Here is a 25,260-nt window from a genome sequence, read left to right as displayed (position 1 = left end):
TATAATACTCTGAAATTAAAATCTAAAGTTTATTTTAGGCGCGTTTCAATACAAAACCTATTATTTGCACATGATGAGCTAAATAGAAAATATTCCCCTTTTTAAATTTTTTTTCTATTTTTTGTTTTTTCCATTTTGAGGCTAAATAGTTTTTGTAAAACAAGTTAAGCTCAATAATATCAAACCCCGATTTTTTCGCTCTGTAATATATAAAATCAAGTGCATCAGAAAAAGTAAAAATCCAATTGTGACGATCAAATACGGGAGCTAGAGGCAAGTGAGCATTCCCTATAGGTTCACCAAATGTTGTAATAGTTCGACCCCTATTATGAGCACTTTCCACAAAAAGACTTCCAATAAAGTAGTTTTTGGCAATTAACATCATTTGATCCATACTTTGATGAATGTTTTGAAGATGTTCTAATGTTTCAAAGCATAAAACTGTATCAAAAGAATGATGCTCAAAAGGTAAAATTTCTTTATCTAGGTCAATATAGTAGTCAGCTAGTCCCTGCTTGTCTACGCCAACATACTGGGTTTTAGAGCCAATGTACTTTTTAACTCCACAGATGTCACATCCTACATCTAGTACTGTATCCCCGCTTAAATATCTTTCACCGTACAACTTACCGACAGCAAATTGTCTTGAAGCTCTACCGTAACCTAAAAATAAGTTTGATACGGGGATAGCAGTAACCGTAGCAGATGAAGAGATAATTTCAAATTTGCGCGGGAGTTCTGAAATTATATTCCATTCCAGCGCTTCTGTATAACCATAATGCCCATCAACGAGCCTAAGACAAAGCTGAGTATAGGTAGGAAGAGTGATTTTAACTTTTCCTCTTAGTGGAGGAAACTCTTTTAATTTTAAATTTTCAACCAAAGCCAAAACGGAATTAAAACTTGATACGTCTAGTTTTTGCAAAGCTTGATAAATTCGAGTACTCAAACTATCAGGATTTACTTGATCTATTATGATATACTTAAATCCTAAAGTACAGCTAATTAACATCAGCTCATCACTGATTTCCAAAAAAACAACTCTAATATTTTTCGTCGGGGGAATCTTTGGCACGTAATTGGGTAAGTGAGGAATCGTTAATTCAACCGATTTCACTAAAGAAGTAATTAATGAAAAATCATCTAATTGATTTTCTATGAAAGTTACATCACTAGCTTTGACAACTGGCATGCAAACTTTCAGGGTTTGAGCTAAATAATAGGAGCGGACATGGTTTGAGAATAATACCTGTTCTAATCTAAATTTTATGAAACGTCTCCAAATTAATATTCCTACACTTAATAGTCCATCTTGTTTTAATTTTTCAGTTAACCGACTCATATATTTTAGCCCCACACTTAATCTGTAAATGCTTTGTTTTAAGTTAAATGATTTTTATCCTACATAATTTTAAATGATTTGTTTGAGTAAAGAATTATCTATCTTATCATTTTGAAGACCATAATCATTTATAGCGAATTGAATTTGCAATATGAGCCGATCTTTGATTGTGGGAGGATATCCCTTATGAAAACAAAGTGTATCTTCTGCAAAACCAAAACCAGCATTACCACATAACGTAACTATACTCTCACTACCATACGAACTAATTATCTCTTTATCGGGATATCGCTTTAGTAATAGCCAATGGAGAAACTTTTTTCTCTCGTGAGTACCACGGACACATACATGAGGACCATTAGCCAAATCTACATCTGTTAAATAAAAGAAAAACTTAAGGAAGCGATAGTCATCGAGATCATAATGAAACATCTGAGCAGCTTGGCTTCTATCAGATTCAGTCGCTTCAGTTACGAAACTCCACCAGAGACGATTTCCGAGGTGTATGGGGTTTTTCCCTAAATATTTCTTGGCAATCTCTAACAAATAAGGATCTCTTTCTATACGACTAATTGCTGGGCAATTCAGTGCAGCATTAAAGTAAACGGCGGTTAATAAAGGATTTTTATGCTTAGCCTGTACTTGTTCTTTTTCATGTACATAAAAACCTAGGGAAGGCTGACCATTCCCATAACATCGTGTAGAAAAAGCAAAATCGAGTATATCTTGAACCACATCTTCAGGTAAAATAATACCTGACGAAATGCCATCTTTTTTTAAGGTATCAATGACGTTGTCTATATCAATATTTTTGAATAAAGATTTAGCTGTATCATAACAGTGAAATTTTGTTGATTTTTCGATAAAAAAAGACATAATACGACGAGTCATACTAAATCGTCCCACTATCCGCATTAATACCCATTTTGGATTTTTAGTTAAACGCTTATACACAGTAGAAAGCTTGAAGTATAGAATAGACAATGGTTTTAATAATGATATCATCATATTAATTTACTGATTAAATACAAAAAATACATTTAGGGAATTTAGTTTAGTAATGTTGGGTATCATTCTTTCAAATCATTTTTTTTTGAACTAATATTTTTAAAATTAACATTTCACCAAATCTTAGGAGTAGCTATAAAAATGCTGTCACCTACATCTTCACGAAACATAGCCATATTACCCAATTTACTAACTCTCAAAAAGCATCTTTCTAGAGAAGGATATTCCAACTAACAGGTGTTCCCATCTTGACATCTTTTTTAACAGGTTTTCCTAGCAATAATTCATAGTAATTAGGAGCTAATCCCGCTCCAGGACGAACTGATTTAAAGTTGTCTTCTGTCAATAAATCTCCTGCTTTCATATCTTTGGTAATGTAGAGCGATCGCCTAAATTTTAATGACTCCTTCTCAGCTACTGTCGCACCATACTGTATCCTCCCTAGTGATTGCCAAGCTCTTTGCGACTCTATCACGAGTTGCTGTATTTCTTCCGGTTCCATTGAAAATGCTGAATCTACACCTCCATCAGCCCGACTTAGGGTGAAATGCTTTTCAATAACTGTAGCACCCAAAACAACACTGGCAACGGCAACGCCAATTCCTCTTGTGTGGTCAGATAAACCCACTTGTACACTAAACAGTTCCCGCAAATGGGGAATTGTCAGCAAATTGGTATCCTCTGGCGTGGCTGGATAGGTGCTAGTGCATTTTAGCAGCACTAAGTCTTTACACCCAGCCTCCCTTGCTGTCCGGACTGTCTCATCTAACTCTGCTATCGTTGCCATGCCAGTAGAAATTATCATAGGCTTGCCCGTGCTGGCAACTTTGCGAATCAGGGGTAGATCAGTATTTTCAAAGGAGGCAATTTTATAACAGGGTACGTCTAGTGATTCGAGAAAATCGACGGCTGTAGCATCAAAGGGAGTACTGAAGCCAATGATTCCTCGTTCCCGACAACGGTCAAAAATTGGTTTGTGCCACTCCCACGGAGTGTAAGCCTTCTGGTATAGCTGATACAAAGAGTTACCATGCCATAGACTGTTAGGATCATCAATATAAAACTCGCCCTCATTGATGTCCAAGGTCATTGTATCAGCCGTGTAGGTCTGGAGTTTGAGAGCATCTACCCCTGCCTTGGCTGCTGCTTCAACAATTTCTAGAGAGCGATCTAAAGAGTGATTGTGATTGCTGGACATTTCAGCAATCACAAAAGGAGGATGACCAATGCTTATCTTTCTATCAAATATAGTGAGTTCCCGCATTCTTTCTCAGATAATTCAATAATACTCGTTATCAAGTATGACATTGACCTAGCTTATAATACTAAAAGGCATTTTGCAATTCTAATTTTTTATTTAAACCGAACATAATGTAGAGCTACATTACCCCTTACAATTTTATTGCCAAGCTTTTTAAAATGGGCTTTTTCAAAGGCTCTGATTGAAGTATCATTGTTGGGCTTAATTAAGGCATATACAGATGATATTGATGTATGGCGAAAAAGTTCCTCAACTGCTATATCTATGAAACTGCTGCCATAGCCTGAGCCACGTTTTCCTTTATCTAGACTAATACTAATCTCTGCCTCGTTCCCGTCCTGTCTCTCAAAACGTACTTGCCCTATTGCTCTGTCTTCGTAATCGAAAACCATAAAAATATAACAGTTTGAGTCATGGAGCTTATTCGCAAACCATTGTAGATGTTGTTCCCAAGGTATGGGATCTGAGGAAAACGAAGCAGATCTTACTTCTGGATCGTTTGCCCACTCCCACAGCAATTTACAATCCTCTTGGTGTATTGGTCTTAATCTCAGGGGTTGGTCTTGCAAATGCATCAAGACTCTCGCAGTGCCCTCACCATCTATTAATTCCAGTCCATGTCTAGCCATTTCTGATCGAATCCCAGATGAAACTCGTAATTGCTTCATCGCCTGGGCTATGTCAGTAACAGAAACATCTTCATGCCATCCTAAATTGACATCTACTCCCATCTCACCGAGTGTTTCAGCGATCGCGCGTTGGTTATCGGCTAGAATTAGAACCAGGCTAGGCAAACCCATAAAAGCCAGTTCCCAGGTCGTAGAGCCACCTGCGCTAATTGCTACATCAGCCCAAGCCATCAACTCAGGCATATTTGTCACATTCCTCTCCAAGGATATAGGAAACTGCGACACCTTAACAGCAGCTTGCAACTGCTCATAGTGAGGATTACTCCCCCCCACTACCACTATCACTATTGCTTCCAACCCTTGCACGTCCACTCGCTGTAATCCCCGAATTACTTTGAGGGTAACATTCTCAGGGTCACTACCGCCTAATGTGACCAGCACTTTCTGAGCCACTTGCGAAATTTTTCGCGTCCATCCTTGCCACTGGCGAAACTCCTGTCGTAAAAGCGCATAGCGCGTACCCAGTAATAGCTTAGTATCAGGCGAGCGGTTCAGGTACAAACCCTCATGAGCATCGATATTTTGATTCAAGACAATATTAGCCCAGTAGTGCTGTGCATGTCCGTAATCGTCAATAAACAATAGGCATAGTCCGCTGTTTTTAATTATTCGCTGGTACTCAGCCCCAAAGTAATAGCCATCCACCACAACCCAGTTAGCTCCCAGATGCTGCGCTAGAGTCGCTGTTTCTTTGGCATCCTCAGCACTTCCTACCTGAACTGATAGATTGATTACTTCTACTCCCTCTGATTCCAAACGAGCTCTTATTGGGGGTGCATCCGTACTCATGACAAAAATTGGCTGTCCACCAGCGTCTTGCCAAGCTTGAGCCAACGCTAGACAGCGCATCACATGACCCGTACCTATTTGGGTTGAAGCCTCTACTCTAACAACCAATTTCATCGGATTTTAAATAATGGCTCTAAGGGCTGGCAACGGAGGTACTTATCTAAGTATCTATGGTCAACTGCATCCTTTAAAATAGCAAATACTTCATTATAAACAGCTAACAGCCGCTCTAGATCTGTATCACTATGGGCATAACTCATATTATGCGTCCCCAGTGTCAAAATAGCTCTAGCGAACATTTCCTGCAAAAACAACGTCTTAATCTGCCATTGACTATAGGGTGAAATCTCCTTAAACAGCAAAAATGACCAACTAGGATGACCCGACACAGACAAAATGTGATGGATTTGATGACGTTCAATTAAAGCTTGTACTCCTTGCAGTACCTTTTCCCCTTGGCTTCTCAATGTTTCGACCACAGGTTGCTGCTGCAATTTTGTCATCGTCGCCAGAGAGGCAGCTAGTGAAAGAGTTTCCCCGCCAAACGTGAACGAAAAAAATATCTCCTCCATCAGTCGCATTATATCAGCTCGACCTGTTACAGCCGAAAGGGGATAGCCATTCGCTATCCCTTTGCCAAAAGTCGCTAAGTCTGGTAAGACACCGAAATGTTCCTGCGCTCCACCATTGGCATAGCGGAACCCAGTAATGGTTTCATCAAAAATTAAGATTGCACCCTTTTGGTGAGTTAGCTCCTTGACATTACCCAAAAAATCATCTTTTGGTTCCACCACATTCATCGGTTCCAAGATAACCGCCGCAATCTGATGCGGATAGTCCTGAAATAGGCGATACAGAGACTCTAAATCGTTGTAGGCAAACGTATGGGTTAAATCCTGAGTTGACTGGGGAATCCCGCGATTTCTGGATGTCGAGCCAATATACCAGTCATGCCAGCCATGATAGCCACATACCGCTAAGCGATCGCGCCCCGTATACGCTCGTGCCAGACGAATGGCTCCGGATGTCGCATCTGAACCATTTTTACCAAAGCGAACCATTTCCGCGCACGGCACCATTTCAACAATTTTTTCGGCAACCTGAATCTCAATCGGATGAGGCAGAGAAAAAATCACGCCCTCATCAAGTTGGGCACGTACAGCATTGGTTACGTCTAGGTCTTTGTATCCTAAGGTAACAGCCGCTAAACCATTAATGAAATCAATATATTCATTTTCATCAGCATCCCAGACATGGCTACCTATGCCTCTAAGTAAAAAATATGGCGATACACCGAAGGGATACTGAGTTTTGCTTTTACTAAACGTTTGGGTACCCAATGGGATGGTTTTAAGCGCTCTGGACAACAGTTCTTGAGAGCAATGATACCTTTCCATTCTCTTACTCACCCATATTATTTTCTAGGAATTGTTGGTCTTTCAGTAAAGACTTTTGGAAGCCTTCATTGCGACCATAATATGTATTTATTGTTTTCAGAACTGGATTTTTATTCAAAAATCCTAAAATATCTTTAGTTTGAAAATTGCAATTAATTGGATATAAGTATTCATAAACCTGTCTAACTAGCTCAAAGTCTAAGATTTCATCAACAGTCCAGCGCAAATGTGATAAATCGGCATCATTTTTATATATCCCAATTCTGAAGCGATTAGGTTGTTGATGGATAAACGGCGTCACATGTTCCCGCTGGGACGGAAGTTTTGCTTCTCTCCATGCCTGTTCTAAACAAGGAAAACGAAATATTTCTACATCTAAACCATCTGGATAAGTCGGTTCAATCGCATTAGTGCTGTAGTCAAAACCTCCAGCAATATGAAACTGGATTACTTCGTCGATTAAATCAGGATCTGTAAGGGGACAGTCGCCAGTTAACCGGATAACATGCTCTGGAGCTATTGGCTTAGCAGCTTGATAAAAGCGATCAAGAACATCATCCAGCTTTCCCCGGAAACATTCTACACCACTTTCCCGACACCATTGTTCAATTAGATTGTCTGTAACATCATCACTGGTAGCAACAAGCAAATAGTCAATTAACTTGGCTCGTTGTACCCGTTCGATTTGTCTTCCTAGCATAGGTACGCCCAGAATAGGCTTCAGAACCTTTCCGGGCAGTCGGGACGAAGAAACGCGGGCTTGAAGGATAGCTATAATCATGCTATTTCCGGATAAAAACCATACAAAGATTTGTGCAACATGACACAACTGAATCGGGACGATGACTCACAAGTTTCGAGAGCTAATTCACGCTTGTCATGATTGAAGGTAAATCTTGCCATTTCTTGGTAAGTTCCCAAGGATTTAAATATCTTTGTGTAGTCTTGTTTGTAGGTATAAAGTTTTTCAGTCGGACGGTGATGGTAATGACGACGGTGCTGAACGTCGGGTAAAAAATCTCCAATCAACAAAAAGCCACCATCTTTTGTTAGCCGATCAATTTCAGTTATTGACTTAACCAAACTGCTCCGGTCAACCCAGCACAGTACACTATTGAGAATCACTAGGTCAAATTCTTCTTGAAGTGGCACTTGAGATAACAATCCCTGATGGAGGCTTAGTTCTGAATACCGTCTTTTCCCATCTTGGATAGCTTCCAAACTGGCATCAATACCAACAAATTTACCCTGACCAAGTTTCTGGCTCAACTGATGAAGTCGCCAGCCATTAGAACACCCTAATTCAACAATTTTTCTAATTTCCTCTTTTTGCTCTAGTAAATCAATGAGATAACAGTGCCAATCAAACTTACAGTCGTTTTCTAAAGCCATCTGATTCCTGAGAAACCACTGGTCACCTTCACCCTCTAAAAAAACTTGATCTTGATTCATTTGATTCATACTAATATCTCCATTCTGAAGGATTGAGAACTGATGTATCTGTAATTGCGTAAAAGGCTAACTCTTGGCTTTCATGGGTATAGGATTTTTCTAAGGCAACTATAATTTCTTGTAATTGCTTGCGGTTATTTATACCGCACAAAACCACATCAATTTCATCAATACTATTGACAAAACCTAGAGCAGCTTCAATGGGGGAAATGTCTTGTCTAGCAATGACATCATGATAAGCCCTTAGATGCGCTTTTATGGAATCGAAGTAGTTTGGCAATGAATCGGGCTGCATCAATAATAATCCTTGTAAAAATACGGAACGAGCATGAATTTCAATCCCCTTAGTTTTTAACATTGATAAATGCCCACCTAAGAGAAAGCGTTGATCTAGCACATTAATGGGAAGTTGCACTAAATCTATAGAATACTTGTCCAGCACTCGCTCAATTTGTTCGCTATTGTAGATAGAAGCACCCACTTTGCTGACCAATCCCTGTTGCTTCAGGTCTAACATTTTCGCCATTAGCAGGTGTCCATTCTCGACCAACAGGTCATCAGCACGATGCACTAACAAACCATATACAGAAGACTGATCCAAATTCAACAAAGACTGATGGAATGTTTCTTCTAAGTAGTTGACCTCTTCGCTGGTGATAGAATATTTTGAGAAATGAGGGGTCTTTGTAACAATATCAAAGTGATGTCCTGGGGGCATAGTTTTTCCTAAAACTTGCTCACTCGTTCCATAAAGGGGCGCCGTATCTATAACCCGCACTCCGCTATGAGCCGCTATATCCAAGATTTTGGCAACTTCTGCTGGTGGCGTTTTGCCTTCCTGATTAGAGATGCCATAATCCAAACCAAACTGTGCCGTACCTATTCCTAGCTTCATACCAATACATTTCGCAGTGATGCAACTACTGTATCTTGGTTTTCTTTGGTCAACCCAGCGTACAGGGGAATACTAATGGCTTCCTGATAGTATTGTTCAGCTTTTGGAAAATCTCCTACTCTAAAGCAAAGTTTTTGGTAGTAAGGTTGAGTATGAACTGGAATATAGTGCAAATTTACCCCTATCCCAGCTAGGCGTAGTTCCTCAAAGACTTGGCGATGAGTCTTGCTGATTTTATCAAGTTTTAGCCGAATCACATAAAGATGCCAACTTGAATTCGTATCCGGATGTTGCCAGGGTAGAACTATCGGCAAATCTTGAAGTAATTGATTGTAACGATTAGCCAGAAACCGCCGTCGCTCAACAAACTCATCCAACCGATGTAGCTGACTAACCCCCAATGCCGCTTGGATATCAGTCATACGATAGTTGAAGCCCAACTCTAACTGCTGATAATACCACGATCCATGAGACTCGCCTTGCATTAGGTCTGGGTTGCGAGTAATCCCATGAGTTCTCAGACGAATTAGCTTCTCATATAAATCTCTCTGATTAGTCAGTACCATACCCCCCTCCCCCGTGGTGATAATTTTCACCGGATGAAAGCTAAACACCGCCATATCTGAAAAGGAGCAGGAACCAATCGGTTGCTGTAGATAGCGTCCTCCAATAGCATGGGAGGCATCCTCAATAATTTTAAACCGATAACGTTGTGACAGAACAGCAATTCGCTCCATCTCACAAGATTGCCCCGCAAAATGAACGGGTACTACCACTTTAGGCAGGCGTCCCTGCTGATCTGTCCAAGCTAGTTTACCCTCTAATTCATCCACACTCAAGTTATAAGTGCGCGGATCAATATCCACAAAATCAACATCAGCGCCGCAGTACAAGCCACAGTTAGCAGATGCCACAAACGTATTCGGTGAAGTCCAAAGACTATCCCCTTTGCCTAAACCCACGGCTAGACAAGCAATATGCAAGGCTGCTGTAGCACTGGAAACAGCAACGGCATATTTCACGCCACAGTAGTTAGCCACAGCCTGCTCAAACCGCTCTATTGCTGGACCCTGAGTGATCCAGTCCGATTTCAAGACTGCCACAACCGCATCAATATCCGACTGATTGATATCCTGTCGCCCGTAAGGAATCCACTGATTCATTGTTTAAGTATGTCCAATAGCTGATTCGTTGTGAGCCATTCCGTATTTGTGTCAGATCTATACTCAAATTCATCGGGAACCAGCCATCCCTTTTCTCCCAAACTGTTACAAGTAAAATCAAAGTTATGTACAAATCCCGTTGAAGGCATGACAACATAATGATCGGCAAACTCCAACGTCAAGGACGCCGTTTCAGAGGGACACATCACTTCATGTAGTTTTTCCCCGGGTCGAATCCCAATAATCTTTATCGGCATCCCGGGTGCTAGTGCCTCAGCCAAGTCAGTAATTTTCATTGAAGGAATCTTGGGGACAAATATTTCGCCTCCTTGCATTCGTTCAAAACTTTTGAGAACGAGATCAACACCTTGCTGAAGTGTAATCCAAAAACGAGTCATGCGGGGATCGGTAATGGGTAATTCCGTTGCTCCTTCCCGAATCAGTTTTTGAAAGAACGGCACAACTGAACCCCTAGAACCCACTACATTACCATAACGTACTACCGAAAACCGCGTTTTCAGCGGGCCAACAATGTTATTAGCCGCAACAAATAATTTATCCGCTGCTAGCTTAGTTGCCCCATAGAGATTAATCGGATTCACGGCTTTGTCCGTTGATAAAGCAATCACCTTCTCGACTTCCTGTTCTAAGGCAACATCTATCACATTATTCGCCCCGTGAATGTTAGTCTTAATACATTCCATCGGATTGAACTCAGCGATAGGAATATGCTTGAGAGCAGCAGCATGAATCACATAATCCACACCCCGCATCGCTAGGTGTAGACGATCGCGATCGCGCACATCACCGATAAAATAGCGCATCACCGGTGAGTCAAAGTCTTGAGCCATCTCATATTGTTTCAACTCATCTCGCGAATAGACAATAATTTTTTTGAGATGAAATCTTTCTAATAGGCTTTTAACACATCTTTTACCAAAAGAACCCGTACCACCTGTAATTAAAATTGTCTTATTGTTAAACATTACCTTTTCAATTCCAATCCAGAGTCAACCTCGAAACTGCTGAATGGTTTTAGCTAAAAATTGCCAAATCCATTTATATAGAGCTGTATTCTACATCTAAAAACAGAGTTTTATTAAAATGCGAACATAAAATCAATTTTTTGTGCCAACTCCAGAAAATAGGCTAATTCAGGAGGACGATGAAATGTTCCTGGTAGACGTTGTTCGGTTTTGTCAGCGGAAGATGGAAATTTATCGGTTTAACAATCTTAAGTTTAATCGCGATCGCCCTCTCCCTACTCCAACCCAAACAATACCAGAAACAGGTCACCCTGTCAGTCACCCCAGTTCCCATCTCCGTCTCCGGTATCCCTGGTATCGATATCCATCAAGCCAGTAATAAAACCGTGAAACTGTTGGAGAATCATTACGACGAAATCGACGAGATTGAGGTTAAACCAAACTATAACACCCAAACGCAGCAAATCAACATCACCGTGCGATCGCCCGATACCCGTTTTCTCGCTTAAGCCGCTTCCTAAGTCTCTACCCTGCTCCAGCAGCAGTTCCCAGCCCCATTAGGTCACGCGATCGCTCATAGTCTATGCCGCATCTAGCTGGAAATCAACCAGCCGCAACAGGTTCTCGAACAGTTAGACCAACAAATTGCTCAAGTTCGCGACTCCAACAGCATCGATCCCCAACGGATTAGAACCGCTCCCTAGTACAAATAGTAGTACTGGATGCGATCGCCAGTTTCATGGTTGCCATCCTCGCTGCGATTATCAGCAATCAAGCCAGACGTCTCCACCATGAGTTCTCCCCAGAAAAGTTCATATTCCCCCTATGTACAGCGTTTTCAGACTCGATGTGATACACCTTTTCCAAGAGTAGAACAGCGCTGTCTCATAGTTGCTGTACTACACCATGTTAGAAAGTGCTGTACTGTAGGGACACGATATGTCGTACCCCTACAGATTGTAGGTCGGCGATTGTCCGGAATCAACCTTCTGTCTCCATCTGAGAATTCGGCCAAAAGTCTTCGCGCATCACCTGCTCCCAGGAAAACGGACAAACGTCAGGAAACTGTTCATCGGGTAAATCCGTTTCCGCAATCGCCAAATCCCTGGCTTCAAGCCAACTTTCCTCCATCGCTTCATCTAAGCGAGATTTGAGACCTGGATTACGCCGTAGCAGCTTGGCAATCGCCGTTCTTTGCACCCGAATCGTCGCTCGCCAACTGTTCGTTTGTTTCCAATATTGAACTTGCCACTTCAACAAGTGAGCGATCAACTGAATCAATCGAGATTCTAGTTGATCGTAGTGACGATTCCCCAAGTCTTCTAACTCCTCAACCAGATGACCCAAATCCAACTCCTCAAACCTACCCTTACGGAGTAAATTCGCTTGATTGAATGCCCAACTATAAAAGTCTTGTTCATAAAGGGTTTCTCCTGCCATTTTATTCTCCCTATTATCACAGTAGTTAAGAAAACTAACGGCAATCCGGCAGAAAACTTTGAGCCAAAATCTCTTCTATCTCAAAAGGACAGGATAAGGGAAATGTCGTCTCAGGAAGACCCGTTTCTCGACAGGCATCCCGCACAGCTTTCGGATACACCCTTGCCAATCCCTGCTCCAACTCGCCTCTTAAACTCGGACTATCTAGCAATAGGGCTTCAATTTCATCGCGCTGATGATCAATTGTCACCAGCCAACTTTTGCTTTGTTTGTCAGGTTGATATTGCCACTTGAGCAGGTGCATGACTAAAATCTGTAAGCGGCTGCGAAGTTGACGGAGGTCACGCTTGCCCATACTTTCTAACTCTTCGGCAATATGCTCCACATCAATTTCGGACAAACGACCTCGCCGCAGTAATTCTACATTTTTACGAATCCAAGCATAGAAGTCCAGATCGTATTCAGCCTCTAGATTCATCGTTCTCATACTCCAAATCACTTTTCTGTCTTGTTGGGAGTTTAGGGGCGGGTTTGACTACTATCCTTTTCAATGAACCAGATGTAACTAAACCCGCCCCTACCCATTCTGGCACGGTGGCAAGAAGTCCAAGCCGTTCTTGAATTGTAATGCCCAAGTCTGGTGGAAGATTTTCGAGGGTAAATTAACTGTAGGGCATACAACCTAATTCGATGGGTCTGAGTTAGGTAAAATGAGGAGCATGGCGCTATCAATAATACTGTTGCGGTCAATCATGTTCCCTAAAGTTTCTGGAGCATAAAATCCTTCAGCGACTTCGAGAGATGCGCCATTGAGGGCTTGTTCATAGGCTTCTTCTAGGGCGAGGCGCAATTCCTCCGGTTTAAGATAATAACCGCCTGCTTTGCGTCGTTTATTTTTGCTCTGTATCTCTAGGACACAATTCCGAATAGAGACATCCCAAGAGCGGGTAGTGCGGTTTTCAGCTTGTTGTTTGATTAAATGGAGGAGCAAAATCTTGGCGTAGCTACGAATATTATTGATTTTGTCGTCTCTGCTCATTTCCTCCAATTCTTCAACAATGACTAATGCCCCAGAAATATCACCTTTGAGGAGTAAACCTTTCAACTCTAGTAGTTCTTCCATTGGCTTGCCTGATCTAGATTTGAGGGATTAACCTTACGCCTGGAAACCGTAGGGACGCAAAGCCTTCTTATGGGTCAACTTGGTCACGCCAGTAGTAAGAGCTTTAGCCCTAAATTCTGTTGGGTAACATGCGCCAACCCAACCTACAACCTATTCTACGATTTTAGCTGGGTCACGCTAGTAGAACCCCATACCCCCAACCCACCACATCAACAATGATACTAGGGTTGCTGATTTTCCCAGTTAAGTCTAGAAAGGTTGGATTGATATCCACTATTGAATTCAATCTCATGGTGCTACAGCTCGTCGCTGTATGCTAGTTGTGGTCATGATCATTGGTGTAGGAGGTAAACAAAATTGATGCAAAACACAGAACTGAGAACCATTGAGGATGAAGATGAAATTTCCTTACTCGATATTATTCAGTTTTTCCGCCGCAACTGGAGGTTTATGGCATGGGGAACTTTGGGACTCTCAGCGATCGCGATCGCTCTTTCCCTGCTAATGCCCAAACAATACCAGAAGCAGCTCACCCTCTCAGTCACCCCGGTTCCCATCTCCGTTTCCGGTATCCCTGGCGTTGATATCCAGCAAGCCAGTAACCAAACGGTAAAACTGTTGGAGAATCACTACGACAAAATCGACGAAACTGAGGTCAAACCCAACTATAACACCGAAACCCAGCAGATCGACATCACCGTGCGATCGCCCGATACCCGTTTTATCACTGAAGCTGGCACCCAAGTCTCTACCCTTCTCCAGCAGGAGTTTCAAGCCACATTGGGTCAAGCGATCGCGAATAGTCTCTTCAGCATCGAGTTGGAAATCAGCAAACAGCAACAGGTTCTCGAACAGCTTGAACAACAAATTGCTCAAGTTCGTGACTCCAATGGTATCGATCCCGAACGGATTAGAACCACTCTCAGGCTGGAGGCGCTAGAGACACAACGAGCAGGAGTTCTAGCTCAAATCGCCGCCCTAGAATTTGACAAACAGTATCTCGAACCGGCTCAGGAGAATCTAGCTGAGTTTACCTCTCAAATTATTTCTATCCAACTCTTAAGCGAATCCAAAGTCGAACCGACGCGCTCCCTAGTACAAATTGCTGTACTGGCTGCGATCGCCAGTTTCATGGTTGCCATCCTTGCTGCGATTATCCGCGATCAAGCCAGACGCCTTAAGGATGAGTTCTCCCAGAAAAAGTAGCGACGCTTAGGGAACTAAAGTTCCCACTACGAACCTGCTGAGCGATAATAACCGAAAACGTTTTGAGCGACTGATATTCTGGTCTATTGGGAACAAAAGTGATCCTAGCCAGGACGTTAAAGCCAATGTATCATACCTTGTTGCAGCCAGTATTGCCTTAGAGGTGCCGTTCATGCCCCAAAAAAGGCTCTTTCCTTCCGCATATCGATTGGGACAACTCGGACTCGATGGATTTGTAGCTTGGTCAGCTTGTAGCCTTGCTTTCTGGTTCCGTTTTGACGGTCATATTCCCGCTTCTCACCAAACCCTGGCTTGGATGCTTCCCCTCTTGGCGATTCCAGGGCGTTTGCTGTTTCACGCCACGTTTGGTCTGTACAGGCAAGTCTGGCGTCTGTTTGGACTGAAAGATGCCACCACCCTTTGTCAGTCCATCACCCTATATTCCTTACTACTTCTAGTCATCACTCGCTTACTGATTCCCCGTTTTACCTCCTTTTCGGGAATTCCGTTGGGTGTGGCTGTGATTGACTGGAGTTTTTGTGTGATGGGGATGATAGCCCTGCGCTATGCCCGTCGTCGATTTGTCCTTTACCACCCACGCGATCGCACGGCTTCACCTAAAGATTCCCAGCGGGTACTATTAGTCGGTGCGGGGCGGGCGGGATCACAAATTGTCCAGGAAGTCAACCAAAATCGCCAGCTTAACTTAGAAATTCTTGGCTTTCTGGATGATGATCCCACGAAGATGGGACGTAAAGTGGAGGGTATACCTGTTCTCGGTGCGACATCCCAACTTGTACCCATTGCCCAACGCCTCAACGCCGATGAAGTGCTAATTTCTATGCCCTCGGCTAAGGCATCCCAAATCCGTAAATTGGTGGATCTCGCCCAGGGTAGCGCCTTGAAGCTGAAAGTATTACCGGGACAGGCAGAACTGTTGTGCGATCGCTCGCTGACCCCCCAAGCTAGACCCATCCAAATTCAGGATATCTTGGGACGCCCGGAGATTAAACTGGACTTTGCCGATGAATTTAATCAGCAATTTCCCTCCGCGCGATCGCAAGTCTATCAGCGCACGGCTCTAGTTACGGGTGCAGGCGGTACAATTGGCTCAGAAATCTGTCGCCAGCTTGCCCGTCTCGAACCCCAACACCTCCTATTACTCGGACGCGGGGAAAATAGCATTTTCAACATTGAACAAGAACTGCGCCGAGACTTCCCCAACCTGAAAGCGACACCCATTATTGCCGATATCCGCCATCAGAGTCGTATCCAGACCATCTTCCAAACCTGGCATCCGGAAATTGTCTTCCATGCGGCGGCTCACAAACATGTCCCCTTAATGCAGCATAACCCCACTGAAGCCCTGGAAAATAATGCTTTAGCTTCGGCTCATCTAGCACAACTGGCGGAACAACAGAGTGTAGATACCTTTGTCCTCATTTCTACCGACAAAGCCGTTGATCCCTGTAACTTTATGGGCTTAAGCAAGCGCTTAGCTGAACTCCTGGTTAAAGCGTGCGCCGCCAAAAGCCAAACCCGCTTTCTTGTGGTGCGCTTTGGCAATGTTTTGGGAAGTCGCGGTAGTGTTATCCCAATTTTCCAGGCACAAATTGCCAGAGGTGGTCCTGTCACCGTCACTGATGCCAATATGACCCGTTATTTCATGACCACTCCTGAAGCCTCTCAGCTTGTGATTCAGAGCCTTGCTGTGGGACAATCCGGTCAAACACTAATTTTGGATATGGGTCAACCTGTAAAAATCTTAGACTTGGCACAACAAATGATCCAGTTAGCGGGTTTCATGCCAGAACTGGATATCCCAATTAAGATTACAGGGTTGCGTCCCGGTGAGAAACTGCATGAATCGTTAGTCTGTGCCACAGAACAAGTCATACCCACCGCTCACCCCAAAATTCTAGCAGTTTCCAGTCAACCGCCAGCACCCTTATCTCAGCAAAAGGCGATCGCGACTCTCTTAGACGCGACTACAACTAGCTTACCTCCTGACTGTCTCTGGAAAACCGCCCAGCATTGTATTACTGTTCTGGAAGATTACCCTGTCTGTAAACAGTCAGAAATGGAACAGGGAATCGGTAACAGATAATACTTAAGTTCAATGTATATTCGCTGATGACTAAGGTAATAAAATTTCACTTTTTAGCTTCAACAATTTTTCTGATTAGTTGCTTCATTATCCAAGTTTTTTTCAACGCTTATAACGCCTTACATTGGGTAAATGTAGTCCTATTTTTAGGAATATTGATATCAACGGTAATTCATCCTCTTTATGGTATTGGTATTTTAGTATTTTTACTTCCCTTCACAGCAGGTGTTTTCCCTCAAACTCAAGCCCTATTTAATATCGCCATTCCCATGGCAGATATTTTGAGCCTAGATTGTGTGATTGGGGTTTTATTCGGGCTATTTCTTCTATATGTTTTTACCAAGCGATTAAAAATTGATCGGAATACAGACCGAGATCAAGCTAGGATACTTGAATTCCTGCTAATTGCTTTTCACCTTGTTATCATTATAACCGTCGCGATCGCTATATCTCGCAATCTTTACCAGTCTGTATCTCCCTACTCTGTTAAAGGATTTTTCTATAATCTTGCTAATATCCGCTACCTCAGCTTTCATGATGACTATTTTCCCCTCAGAGACTTAGTTATTTTTACCGCTGCGATTACACTCAGCATCAGGTTACTCATCCTAATCCGCACTCCGTCACAGTTAAAACAAAGCCTCTTAATACCTCTGGCTATAGCGACAACTATCATTTTAGGGTATGCGCTGTGGTCAAAGTTAACGGGACTTGGCTACAACCGAGATGGCGTCGCGCTGGGTGTCAACAGCTTTCTCCCCGATATTCACGCTTATGGAGGATTTGCCCTAGCCGCTGTTATGGGGGGACTCTATTATTTAAGCAGCACTAATGTCCTGATTAAATGGATAGCCGGGGCTTTTTCATTACTGGCGGTTGCTGGAGTCGTTGTTAGTGCTTCTCGCTTTGCGATCGTCATGTTAGGTATTGTCGTTATTAGTTATTTATTTTTTGTTTTCCGAAATAAAAACCGAGGTAAGCTAACAACAGTTGTCTTGAGTTTTATTCTAGTTTTAGGAACAGCTTATTTAAGTATTCACTGGGATAACAGAGGCTTATTCAGCAGACTTTATTCAGTGTTACAATCTCAATCTTTTGAAGACTTCAACACTGCCCTAAGTCAGCGACCCGAAATATTTCGTTCCAATCTATTAATGTACAGCCACTATCCCATTGTGGGTTTAGGTAAGGGCATTTTTTATCGCCAAAGTTCAATTGCTGAGTTTAGCCAGTCTGATTTCTTTGCAACATATAATGGAGAAAATGCCCATAACTATTTTCTGCAAATTCTCGTGGAAATGGGTCTGGTTGGGTTGGTTATTTTTTGTTCTTTATTTCTTTACCAAGGTCTGTACCTAAGAAATCGACACACGGGAATCATAACTATACTGATATTGGGACTATTTTCGGGGAATATCTATGGTCATTCCCTGTTGATACCTAACCTGCTTTTCTTACTGTTTATCTTGCTAGGAGCATCCAATGTAAATGAACAACAAGAAAAATCTATTGCCCCGATAATCCGGCTTATACCGTTGCCTAAAGCTTGGCGTTATTTCCTTATAGCAATGACAACAGCCATAGTCGTCGGAGCCATTTATGAAGTAAAAACTAGCTATGGTAAACTTCCTTTCCAATCACATTTTTTCTGTTACAAACCTGCTGAATACAGTGACCGCCAGACTAGCGGCTTGTTTGAAGAAACCTATACAGTCACTGGAAATTATCTCATGCTCAATTATATTGTCCATCATGCCGATGCTCAAAGGCGTCCTCTGACTATTGACTTCAACTTAGAACAACAAGGACAAACGATTTATTACTACCAACGCTTGATTAATTCTCCAGGTGAGTATCAGGAAAGTTTGGATATCTCTCAATTAAAAACAGGCTCTAACATTTCACTGCAAATTAAACTATCAAGGTGCTTCACACCGATAAATTTGGGAGTTAGTTTAGATAAAAGACCTTTGGGTATTCAGTTAAACAAGGTTTTGCAGGATAGCAGATAACTTCAAGATAGACAATTGGCTCAGCCTTTTTTCAAAAAGGCAATGAATTTAAAAAAAGTTGCTACTTCTGATCCAAAACAGACTCCTGTTCGCTCTGATTTAGGCTCAGTCAAATAAGTACAAACTACACCCGACACCCGACTTACCCAAAGTAGAATGGTACTGATTTAAGGCTGGTGGACAATGCCCACCCTACGGTATATCAAGGGTGGAGGCACTGCCCAAATGCTTATCGAGCGTGCTACTAACCCTAAGCAGGCAGAGGAAGCATCTTTGTGTAAGTCTTAAAGATGTTGGAACTGCACGGGGTAAGCAGCGGTCAGTAATGGCAAGACCATAGGAGCATATTACCTTTGTCGGCTGGGTAACGCTTACGCTCTACCCAACCTCCAAGAACATTTTGTGTTCTGACTTGTTCCCAAGACCTAGCGAGGTGCGCTAGGTAAGTTTATTTGGTAGTGTTTTAGTGTGGTGTGTGAATTGAACAGCGACGCGATTAGCGTCAGCTGATGTCCTCTAGAGGTTGCTAAAACCCTAATGGTGTGATGAGTGAGATAGCGATTTCATTGACAAATGTCTCCAAGTGCTATAAGCGCTATAACCGTCCCCTCGATAGACTCAAAGAAATAGTACTGCCAGGAAAGAGCCGCGCCCAAGAGTTTTGGGCATTGCGCGATATCAACCTGGAAGTTGCCCCAGGGGAGACTTTGGGTATTGTGGGACAGAATGGTTCAGGGAAAAGTACCCTGCTACAGATCATAGCCGGAACGCTGACACCAACGACAGGTGAGGTGTGGGTTAATGGTCGAGTTTCCGCCTTATTGGAGTTAGGGAGTGGGTTCAATCCAGAGTTTACCGGGCGACAGAATGTTTTTTTTAATGGTCAAATTCTCGGCTTAAGTCGGGAAGAAATAGCAGCAAAGTTTGATAGCATTGCGGCTTTTGCGGATATCGGTGATTTTCTCGACCAACCCGTGAAAACCTATTCTAGTGGAATGGTTGTTCGCCTAGCTTTTGCTGTGGTGGCAAATATTGATCCCACTATTCTAATCATAGATGAAGCTCTTGCCGTCGGTGACGCTCGGTTCCAAGCGCGTTGCATGAAACGAATTCGCCAGCTTAAAGAGCAAGGCGTAACCATTCTTTTTGTTTCCCACGATTCAGCCAGCATTAAAATGCTTTGTACTCGTGCGGCATTGATAAATTATGGCTCAATCATTGAGGTGGGTCAGCCTAAACGAGTTATTGATCATTATACAGCGCTATTGAGTTCAGATAAGTCCTGTAATCATCAACAAATTATTTCGCCTAGAGAAAGGCTAGAGTTCAATCATTGCCAACCCGAAACTTCATCAAACCGAACCCTACCTGAATTACATGAATACAGACATGGTACCCGAATTGCCGTAATTAATGAGGTCAATATTACCAATAGCTATAACCGCAAGGTAGAGACGATAGAAACGGGTTCTCGGTTTAATATTCAGGTAAAATTAGCCGTTAATGCAAATCTATCCGATTTGGTTATTGGTATTTCCATTAGAAACTTAATGGGGTTGGTTATGTATGGCACGAATACTCAATTATTGAACTGTCAATTGCCCCAGCTTGACAGGGGACAAGAATTGAGTGTAGGATTTCAAATTCCTTGTAACTTACATAAGGGAATTTATACAGTAACCATAGGAGTTCATTCTCAAGAAGGGTTAAGTTATGACTGGATTGATGATTTAGTCGTGTTTGAAGTGAGCAATGGCAATCATTGTGAAGGCGTCGTCGATTTGCAAGCCGAGGTTCAGGTCAAACCTGAGGCTGTTTTTTGTCTGACCCCATAATTTCAAAAATTTAACCCAAAAATTACTCAAGTTTCTTCCCTGTTAGTAAGTATGATTGAAGCAAATAACCCAGAAATTGATGTTGACGAATTAATGAAAAAAGTTCGGGAAGAGGTAGCAAAACTTCAGAATAAACCGTTATGGAAAGAAAAATCTACTGGCATTAATTTGCAGCCGAATAATGGCATCAACCTGCGGATTATTTCCCAAATACAGGCATTACTCAATAATGCCGAATCTAAGTCTCAAGTTCGCACAGAGTTTCCGGAAAAACTGAATCGTTTTCCGTTTACAATCAGCCGAGATTTGCAGAGGTTTGTTTTGAAACTTTATACCTTTCTCTTTAAAGAGCAACGTGCTGTTAATTTCTCTTTAATTCAAGCTCTGAGAGAGTCGCTAGCCCTGAATCAACAGTTGAACCAGCAAATCGCGGTTCTTCAAGATCAAATTAAGTCCATGGATGAGCGTCATCTTAAAAAATACAGTAGTATCAAAAATGATTTAACTCAACAAAAGCAAATAATTGCCTGTTTTTTAGATGAGACACGTCCTTGGTTACCTGAACATTTTACTTCAGATCAACTGCAAACCTTCCAAGAAGAAAAAGGCTTGTTCGATGGGTTTTATGGAGCACTTACAGATCATTTTCGTGGAAGTAGAGAGGAAATATTGGCTCGATTAAAGGTCTACTTACCCCGAATTGCTGAAGCTAAGATTGGAACACAAGACTCGCCTATCTTGGATATAGGATGTGGGCGTGGGGAATGGGTAGAGTTACTGCGAGATGCGGGATATGTGGCACAGGGTTTAGATATTAGTCAGATTATGCTGGAGCAGTGTAAAACTAGAGAGCTTGATGTTATCGAAGCGGATGCATTAACTTATCTACAATCTAAACCTGATGGTAGCCTGGGTGCAGTTACAGGATTTCACTTGATCGAGCATTTACCTTTTCCTGTATTAATGAATTTGATGAACGAAAGTGTCAGAGTGTTAAAGTCAGGAGGGTTAGTCCTATTTGAAACCCCAAATCCTCAAAATGTCTTAGTGGGAACGCATAATTTCTACCTTGATCCCAGTCATCTCAAACCTTTACCGAGTGCTTTAGTGAAATTTATGCTAGAACACTGCGGATTGGAACAAGTAGACATTATCAACCTCCATCCTTATGGCGAATCGTTTAAACTGAGTGGTTCTCAAGTTGCAGAACGTTTTAATGAGTATTTCTATGGTTCACAAGATTATGCAGTGATTGGGTACAAACCATGAAACCCCTGGCTATCGTAACACCTTGGTTTGGTAAGAATTTAACAGGAGGAGCCGAGCAACAAGCGTGGCAAATAGCTACCCGTTTGGCGCGTCGGGGTCATAAAATTGAAGTGCTAACCACCTGCTGTCGTTCCTTTCATGATGACTGGGCGGTGAACCATCTCAAAGCCGGAGTTAGTCGGGAGTCTGGGTTTCTTATTCGGCGGTTTCCGGTGAGTCGTCGCGATCGCGCGGCGTTTGATCAGGTTAATCGCGTTATGCTAAGTTTACCCCCTTGTCAACTTAAACCTGGGGTCAATCCCGTTAAATCTGGAGAATCGGCTATTTTCTGCTCGGAAAATATTAATTCTCCCAAGTTGCTGAATTATATATCCAAAAAATACCAAACCTATCAAGCGTTTCTATTTATTCCTTATCTTTATGGTGTTATCTTAAACGGACTGCATATTGTAGCGAGTAAGGCTTTTTTGCAGCCCTGTTTACATGATGAAGTTTATGCCTATCTATCAGAAATTGCGAATACTTTTCATCAGGCAAAGGGTTTATTCTTTAATAGCGACGGCGAAGCTCAACTGGCAAGGCGGTTATATGGTCCAGGCATTCTTTCCAAAACTTTAGTCATTGGGGAAGGAATAGAAGTTAGTCAGAATGAGGCTCAAAACTTAGTAAATAGAGGAGACAAAGAGCATCCAGAACGCTTTGTGCTTTACTTAGGGCGTCGTGATCCCACAAAAAACACTAATCTTTTAGTCAAGTCTTATCTCAGATTCAAACAGAATTATCCGAATTCGCTCCTGAAATTAGTCCTGGCTGGTTCAGGTAATCAATCCTATGATCACTCAGAACAGGGTGTGATTGATTTAGGTTTAGTAGGTGAACCGGAAAAAGCCGCATTACTTACCCACTGTATCGGATTATTTCAACCCAGCCGTAATGAAAGCTTCTCCCGTGTAATCATGGAAGCCTGGTTTTACGGGAAACCTGTGGCGGCGAATCGAGACTGTTTAGCAACGGCGATGGCGGTAGAAGCCAGTCAAGGGGGTTGGTTAGCGGGGAGTGAGGGAGAATGGGCAGAATTATTTGCCAAAGTTGATCAAATGGCAGGGGAAGAATTGTTAAGCTATGGGACTAGGGGTCAAGCTTATGCCAAAGAAAATGCTGTATGGGATAAAGTTATTGAACGTTATGAAGTCGCCCTGGGTTTATCTAGACCTGTCAACCAGCTTCTACAGCCAACAAGAGGGGGAAAGCTTAAGGAAATCCATCAACTTCTACCTAATTTAGCCTATGGGGATGCCATCTCAAATCAGGCGTTAACTATTCGAGATTATCTGCGTTGCTGTGGTTATCAATCCGATATTTTTGTCCGCTATATTGATGAGCGAGTTGCCCATGAAGCCAAATTATTCAAGCCCAATAACATTAGTGAGCAAGCTGGGATCATCTACCACCATTCGATCGGCTCAGAACTCACCGACTATGCGATCGCGCATCCGGGTTCAAAGTGCTTAGTCTATCATAATATCACGCCTGCGGAGTTTTTTCGACCCTATAGACCCGAATTTGCACAACTTTTAGAAAAAGGACGTGTTGAATTGAATCAATTGGCTCAACACTTTCCCTTATCTGTAGGAGATTCTGCCTATAATGCAGCGGAACTCGCAGCCGTTGGGTTTGATCAGCCAGGGGTTTTGCCTATAATCGTAGACCCAAGCAAGTGGGATATGGCCGCAGATGCTACGTTGATGGAGCAATTACAGGATGGAAAATCCAATTTGCTTTTTGTGGGTCGTATTGCCCCCAATAAATGCCAGACTCATCTGCTAGAATCATTCTACCATTACCTGACGATGGATCAACAGGCGAGGCTAATTCTGGCTGGATGGGGAGATATCAATGATCCGTATTACTGTTACCTCCTGGATAAAATACAAGAACTCGGTGTAAAGGATTATGTTATAGTTTCAGGACTTGTTAGTGAGAGTCAATTGCTTGCCTTTTACCGTACAGCACACCTATTCTGGTCAATGAGTGAACACGAGGGGTTTGGTGTGCCATTCGTGGAAGCGATGTGGTTTGATGTTCCGGTTTTGGCATATAAAAGTAGTGCAGTTACTGAAACCCTGGACGAAGCGGGAATTTTGTTTACGACTAAAGATGATCAAGTTCAAGTTGCTGCGTTAGCCAAGTTACTGGTCAAAGATCCCAGATTACGAAGAACTGTACTCAAAGCTCAACAGAAAAGACGAAATTCTTTTATACAATCTGTAATTAATCAACATATACTCGATCTCTGTGGTAAACTATAAAGGCTATCAAATTGAATAAATGAACACAATTACTCAACTCTTAAAAAAAACAAAATATAAATTTCAAAATAAATTAAATGGAACGCCAAATACGGTCTTCCATTTGAGTCCCGAATTGCCTTTGCCCGAAGGAGTAAGTGAGCAGAAACTCCGAAATTACTTAAAGTCGGTTTTAGTTGCTGATGCTCCGGCTCAGGAAATGGCGAATTACTGTGATCAAGATTTTCGACGATTTGTCTACACCTACGGGTTAGTTCGAGATCTATCGGGTAAGTGTTTAGAATTGGGCGCTAATCCCTACTTCACAACTCTACTCCTCAAAAAATTTACTCAACTAGAATTAGTATTAGCCAACTATTTTGGTTCTCCTGTTACTGATCGCATCGTCCAAAAAGTAAAATACAAAGATTTTAACACGGGCAAAGAATGTTCAATAAAATTTGATTCTTTTCACTTTAACGTAGAATGTGATAAATTCCCCTTTAAAGATGGCGAATTTGAAGGTGTTTTATTTTGTGAAATCATTGAACACTTAGTTATAGATCCTGTTGCCGTTCTCCAGGAAATAAAACGAGTCTTAAAGCCCAATGGTGTGCTAATATTGACAACACCAAATGTCAGTCGCTTAGAAAATGTTAGTAAAATGATTGCCGGGGCTAATATCTACGATCCCTATTCTGGTTATGGATATTATGGCAGACACAATCGAGAATATAATAAGCACGAGTTGTATTTGTTACTTAATTATATGGGGTTTACAATAGACTCAATGTTTACGGCTGATGTCCATGAAAATTCTGCCAATCATTACTGCTCAGTCGCTCAATTACAACCTTTTTTGAAATATCGAGAACCGGATTTGGGACAATATATTTTTGTGCGGGCGCTAAACCAGCAAAAAGCCGGGAAGAAAAAGCCTGCTTTTTTATACCGAAGTTATCCTGAAGACCAACTAGAGTGATTTCTATAGATCCATT

General features: G+C 42.2%; 21 protein-coding genes. 8 read left to right on the top strand and 13 right to left on the bottom strand.

What is annotated here, in order from left to right:
* Positions 1-34: 34 nt before the first annotated feature.
* The 10 genes from ACLGGO_RS01215 to pseB form a co-directional block, all read right to left on the bottom strand.
* The gene (locus ACLGGO_RS01215; RefSeq protein ID WP_446417982.1) at positions 35-1,342 is read right to left on the bottom strand and encodes a methyltransferase domain-containing protein; all 1,308 of its coding nucleotides are present in this window, start codon (positions 1,340-1,342) and stop codon (positions 35-37) included.
* A 69-nt stretch (positions 1,343-1,411) separates the two neighbouring features.
* The gene (locus ACLGGO_RS01210) at positions 1,412-2,233 is read right to left on the bottom strand and encodes a phytanoyl-CoA dioxygenase family protein (RefSeq protein WP_446417981.1); all 822 of its coding nucleotides are present in this window, start codon (positions 2,231-2,233) and stop codon (positions 1,412-1,414) included.
* Positions 2,234-2,561: 328 nt separating this feature from the next.
* Positions 2,562-3,614: a pseudaminic acid synthase gene (gene pseI / locus ACLGGO_RS01205; protein ID WP_446417980.1), complete on the bottom strand. Its 1,053-nt coding sequence runs from the start codon at positions 3,612-3,614 to the stop codon at positions 2,562-2,564.
* 89 nt (positions 3,615-3,703) lie between these two features.
* The gene (gene pseG / locus ACLGGO_RS01200) at positions 3,704-5,203 is read right to left on the bottom strand and encodes a UDP-2,4-diacetamido-2,4,6-trideoxy-beta-L-altropyranose hydrolase (RefSeq protein WP_446417979.1); all 1,500 of its coding nucleotides are present in this window, start codon (positions 5,201-5,203) and stop codon (positions 3,704-3,706) included.
* Positions 5,200-6,486 carry an aminotransferase class III-fold pyridoxal phosphate-dependent enzyme gene (locus tag ACLGGO_RS01195; RefSeq protein ID WP_446417978.1) on the bottom strand — a complete coding sequence of 429 codons (1,287 nt, stop codon included), beginning with the start codon at positions 6,484-6,486 and terminating at the stop codon, positions 5,200-5,202. Before ACLGGO_RS01195 ends, pseG begins: the two co-directional genes overlap by 4 nt.
* A gap of 4 nt (positions 6,487-6,490) precedes the next feature.
* A complete protein-coding gene (locus ACLGGO_RS01190) occupies positions 6,491-7,267 on the bottom strand; it encodes a cytidylyltransferase domain-containing protein (protein ID WP_446417977.1) in 777 nt (258 codons plus the stop codon).
* Positions 7,264-7,947, bottom strand: coding sequence for a class I SAM-dependent methyltransferase (locus tag ACLGGO_RS01185; protein WP_446417976.1), 684 nt, complete (start codon positions 7,945-7,947; stop codon positions 7,264-7,266). Before ACLGGO_RS01185 ends, ACLGGO_RS01190 begins: the two co-directional genes overlap by 4 nt.
* A gap of 1 nt (position 7,948) precedes the next feature.
* Positions 7,949-8,833, bottom strand: a complete 885-nt coding sequence (locus tag ACLGGO_RS01180; RefSeq protein ID WP_446417975.1) for an aldo/keto reductase — start codon at positions 8,831-8,833, stop codon at positions 7,949-7,951.
* Positions 8,830-9,996 carry a UDP-4-amino-4,6-dideoxy-N-acetyl-beta-L-altrosamine transaminase gene (gene pseC, locus ACLGGO_RS01175; protein ID WP_446417974.1) on the bottom strand — a complete coding sequence of 389 codons (1,167 nt, stop codon included), beginning with the start codon at positions 9,994-9,996 and terminating at the stop codon, positions 8,830-8,832. The genes ACLGGO_RS01180 and pseC overlap by 4 nt, the downstream gene beginning before the upstream one ends.
* Positions 9,993-10,982, bottom strand: coding sequence for a UDP-N-acetylglucosamine 4,6-dehydratase (inverting) (pseB, locus tag ACLGGO_RS01170; RefSeq protein ID WP_446417973.1), 990 nt, complete (start codon positions 10,980-10,982; stop codon positions 9,993-9,995). The genes pseC and pseB overlap by 4 nt, the downstream gene beginning before the upstream one ends.
* A gap of 200 nt (positions 10,983-11,182) precedes the next feature.
* On the opposite strand from pseB, the gene ACLGGO_RS01165 reads away from it, so the two are divergent.
* Positions 11,183-11,491, top strand: coding sequence for a hypothetical protein (locus ACLGGO_RS01165; RefSeq protein WP_446417972.1), 309 nt, complete (start codon positions 11,183-11,185; stop codon positions 11,489-11,491).
* A gap of 472 nt (positions 11,492-11,963) precedes the next feature.
* On the opposite strand, the gene ACLGGO_RS01160 is transcribed toward ACLGGO_RS01165, so the two are convergent.
* From ACLGGO_RS01160 to ACLGGO_RS01150, 3 genes are all read right to left on the bottom strand, one after another.
* Positions 11,964-12,422: a DUF29 domain-containing protein gene (locus ACLGGO_RS01160; protein WP_446417971.1), complete on the bottom strand. Its 459-nt coding sequence runs from the start codon at positions 12,420-12,422 to the stop codon at positions 11,964-11,966.
* 34 nt (positions 12,423-12,456) lie between these two features.
* On the bottom strand, positions 12,457-12,900 hold the full coding sequence (locus tag ACLGGO_RS01155) for a DUF29 domain-containing protein (protein ID WP_446417970.1): 444 nt from the start codon (positions 12,898-12,900) through the stop codon (positions 12,457-12,459).
* 204 nt (positions 12,901-13,104) lie between these two features.
* Positions 13,105-13,545, bottom strand: coding sequence for a DUF29 family protein (locus ACLGGO_RS01150; protein WP_446417969.1), 441 nt, complete (start codon positions 13,543-13,545; stop codon positions 13,105-13,107).
* Positions 13,546-13,905: 360 nt separating this feature from the next.
* Here ACLGGO_RS01150 and ACLGGO_RS01145 point away from each other — a divergent pair, with 360 nt between their 5' ends.
* The 7 genes from ACLGGO_RS01145 to ACLGGO_RS01115 all read left to right on the top strand — a co-directional run bounded on the left by ACLGGO_RS01145 (position 13,906) and on the right by ACLGGO_RS01115 (position 25,244).
* The gene (locus ACLGGO_RS01145; RefSeq protein WP_446417968.1) at positions 13,906-14,751 is read left to right on the top strand and encodes a hypothetical protein; all 846 of its coding nucleotides are present in this window, start codon (positions 13,906-13,908) and stop codon (positions 14,749-14,751) included.
* 172 nt (positions 14,752-14,923) lie between these two features.
* The gene (locus ACLGGO_RS01140; RefSeq protein ID WP_446417967.1) at positions 14,924-16,858 is read left to right on the top strand and encodes a polysaccharide biosynthesis protein; all 1,935 of its coding nucleotides are present in this window, start codon (positions 14,924-14,926) and stop codon (positions 16,856-16,858) included.
* 26 nt (positions 16,859-16,884) lie between these two features.
* Positions 16,885-18,870, top strand: coding sequence for an O-antigen ligase family protein (locus tag ACLGGO_RS01135; protein WP_446417966.1), 1,986 nt, complete (start codon positions 16,885-16,887; stop codon positions 18,868-18,870).
* Between the two features lie 545 nt (positions 18,871-19,415).
* Positions 19,416-20,705: an ABC transporter ATP-binding protein gene (locus ACLGGO_RS01130; RefSeq protein WP_446417965.1), complete on the top strand. Its 1,290-nt coding sequence runs from the start codon at positions 19,416-19,418 to the stop codon at positions 20,703-20,705.
* Positions 20,706-20,756: 51 nt separating this feature from the next.
* Positions 20,757-21,974, top strand: coding sequence for a class I SAM-dependent methyltransferase (locus ACLGGO_RS01125; protein WP_446417964.1), 1,218 nt, complete (start codon positions 20,757-20,759; stop codon positions 21,972-21,974).
* Positions 21,971-24,283 carry a glycosyltransferase gene (locus ACLGGO_RS01120; protein WP_446417963.1) on the top strand — a complete coding sequence of 771 codons (2,313 nt, stop codon included), beginning with the start codon at positions 21,971-21,973 and terminating at the stop codon, positions 24,281-24,283. Before ACLGGO_RS01125 ends, ACLGGO_RS01120 begins: the two co-directional genes overlap by 4 nt.
* A 19-nt stretch (positions 24,284-24,302) precedes the next feature.
* Entirely contained in the window at positions 24,303-25,244 is a 942-nt protein-coding gene (locus tag ACLGGO_RS01115) for a class I SAM-dependent methyltransferase (protein ID WP_446417962.1), read from the top strand.
* Positions 25,245-25,260: the final 16 nt, after the last annotated feature.

Origin of the sequence: Coleofasciculus sp. (genome assembly GCF_046565525.1) — a bacterium.
Lineage (GTDB): Bacteria > Cyanobacteriota > Cyanobacteriia > Cyanobacteriales > Coleofasciculaceae > Coleofasciculus.
Note: the sequence above shows the minus strand (reverse complement) of the source record. Positions and strands in the feature narration are given on the sequence as shown.

What these genes read in the sequence shown, in the direction of transcription:
- pseB (WP_446417973.1), bottom strand. Translation starts at nt 10,982, where the DNA reads ATGTTTAACAATAAGACAATTTTAATTACAGGTGGTACGGGTTCTTTT.
- ACLGGO_RS01180 (WP_446417975.1), bottom strand. Translation starts at nt 8,833, where the DNA reads ATGAAGCTAGGAATAGGTACGGCACAGTTTGGTTTGGATTATGGCATC.
- pseI (WP_446417980.1), bottom strand. Translation starts at nt 3,614, where the DNA reads ATGCGGGAACTCACTATATTTGATAGAAAGATAAGCATTGGTCATCCT.
- ACLGGO_RS01150 (WP_446417969.1), bottom strand. Translation starts at nt 13,545, where the DNA reads ATGGAAGAACTACTAGAGTTGAAAGGTTTACTCCTCAAAGGTGATATT.
- ACLGGO_RS01190 (WP_446417977.1), bottom strand. Translation starts at nt 7,267, where the DNA reads ATGATTATAGCTATCCTTCAAGCCCGCGTTTCTTCGTCCCGACTGCCC.
- pseG (WP_446417979.1), bottom strand. Translation starts at nt 5,203, where the DNA reads ATGAAATTGGTTGTTAGAGTAGAGGCTTCAACCCAAATAGGTACGGGT.
- ACLGGO_RS01140 (WP_446417967.1), top strand. Translation starts at nt 14,924, where the DNA reads ATGCCCCAAAAAAGGCTCTTTCCTTCCGCATATCGATTGGGACAACTC.
- ACLGGO_RS01195 (WP_446417978.1), bottom strand. Translation starts at nt 6,486, where the DNA reads ATGGAAAGGTATCATTGCTCTCAAGAACTGTTGTCCAGAGCGCTTAAA.
- ACLGGO_RS01215 (WP_446417982.1), bottom strand. Translation starts at nt 1,342, where the DNA reads ATGAGTCGGTTAACTGAAAAATTAAAACAAGATGGACTATTAAGTGTA.
- ACLGGO_RS01210 (WP_446417981.1), bottom strand. Translation starts at nt 2,233, where the DNA reads ATGACTCGTCGTATTATGTCTTTTTTTATCGAAAAATCAACAAAATTT.
- ACLGGO_RS01145 (WP_446417968.1), top strand. Translation starts at nt 13,906, where the DNA reads ATGCAAAACACAGAACTGAGAACCATTGAGGATGAAGATGAAATTTCC.
- ACLGGO_RS01135 (WP_446417966.1), top strand. Translation starts at nt 16,885, where the DNA reads ATGACTAAGGTAATAAAATTTCACTTTTTAGCTTCAACAATTTTTCTG.
- ACLGGO_RS01120 (WP_446417963.1), top strand. Translation starts at nt 21,971, where the DNA reads ATGAAACCCCTGGCTATCGTAACACCTTGGTTTGGTAAGAATTTAACA.
- pseC (WP_446417974.1), bottom strand. Translation starts at nt 9,996, where the DNA reads ATGAATCAGTGGATTCCTTACGGGCGACAGGATATCAATCAGTCGGAT.
- ACLGGO_RS01115 (WP_446417962.1), top strand. Translation starts at nt 24,303, where the DNA reads ATGAACACAATTACTCAACTCTTAAAAAAAACAAAATATAAATTTCAA.
- ACLGGO_RS01185 (WP_446417976.1), bottom strand. Translation starts at nt 7,947, where the DNA reads ATGAATCAAATGAATCAAGATCAAGTTTTTTTAGAGGGTGAAGGTGAC.
- ACLGGO_RS01155 (WP_446417970.1), bottom strand. Translation starts at nt 12,900, where the DNA reads ATGAATCTAGAGGCTGAATACGATCTGGACTTCTATGCTTGGATTCGT.
- ACLGGO_RS01160 (WP_446417971.1), bottom strand. Translation starts at nt 12,422, where the DNA reads ATGGCAGGAGAAACCCTTTATGAACAAGACTTTTATAGTTGGGCATTC.
- ACLGGO_RS01130 (WP_446417965.1), top strand. Translation starts at nt 19,416, where the DNA reads ATGAGTGAGATAGCGATTTCATTGACAAATGTCTCCAAGTGCTATAAG.
- ACLGGO_RS01125 (WP_446417964.1), top strand. Translation starts at nt 20,757, where the DNA reads ATGATTGAAGCAAATAACCCAGAAATTGATGTTGACGAATTAATGAAA.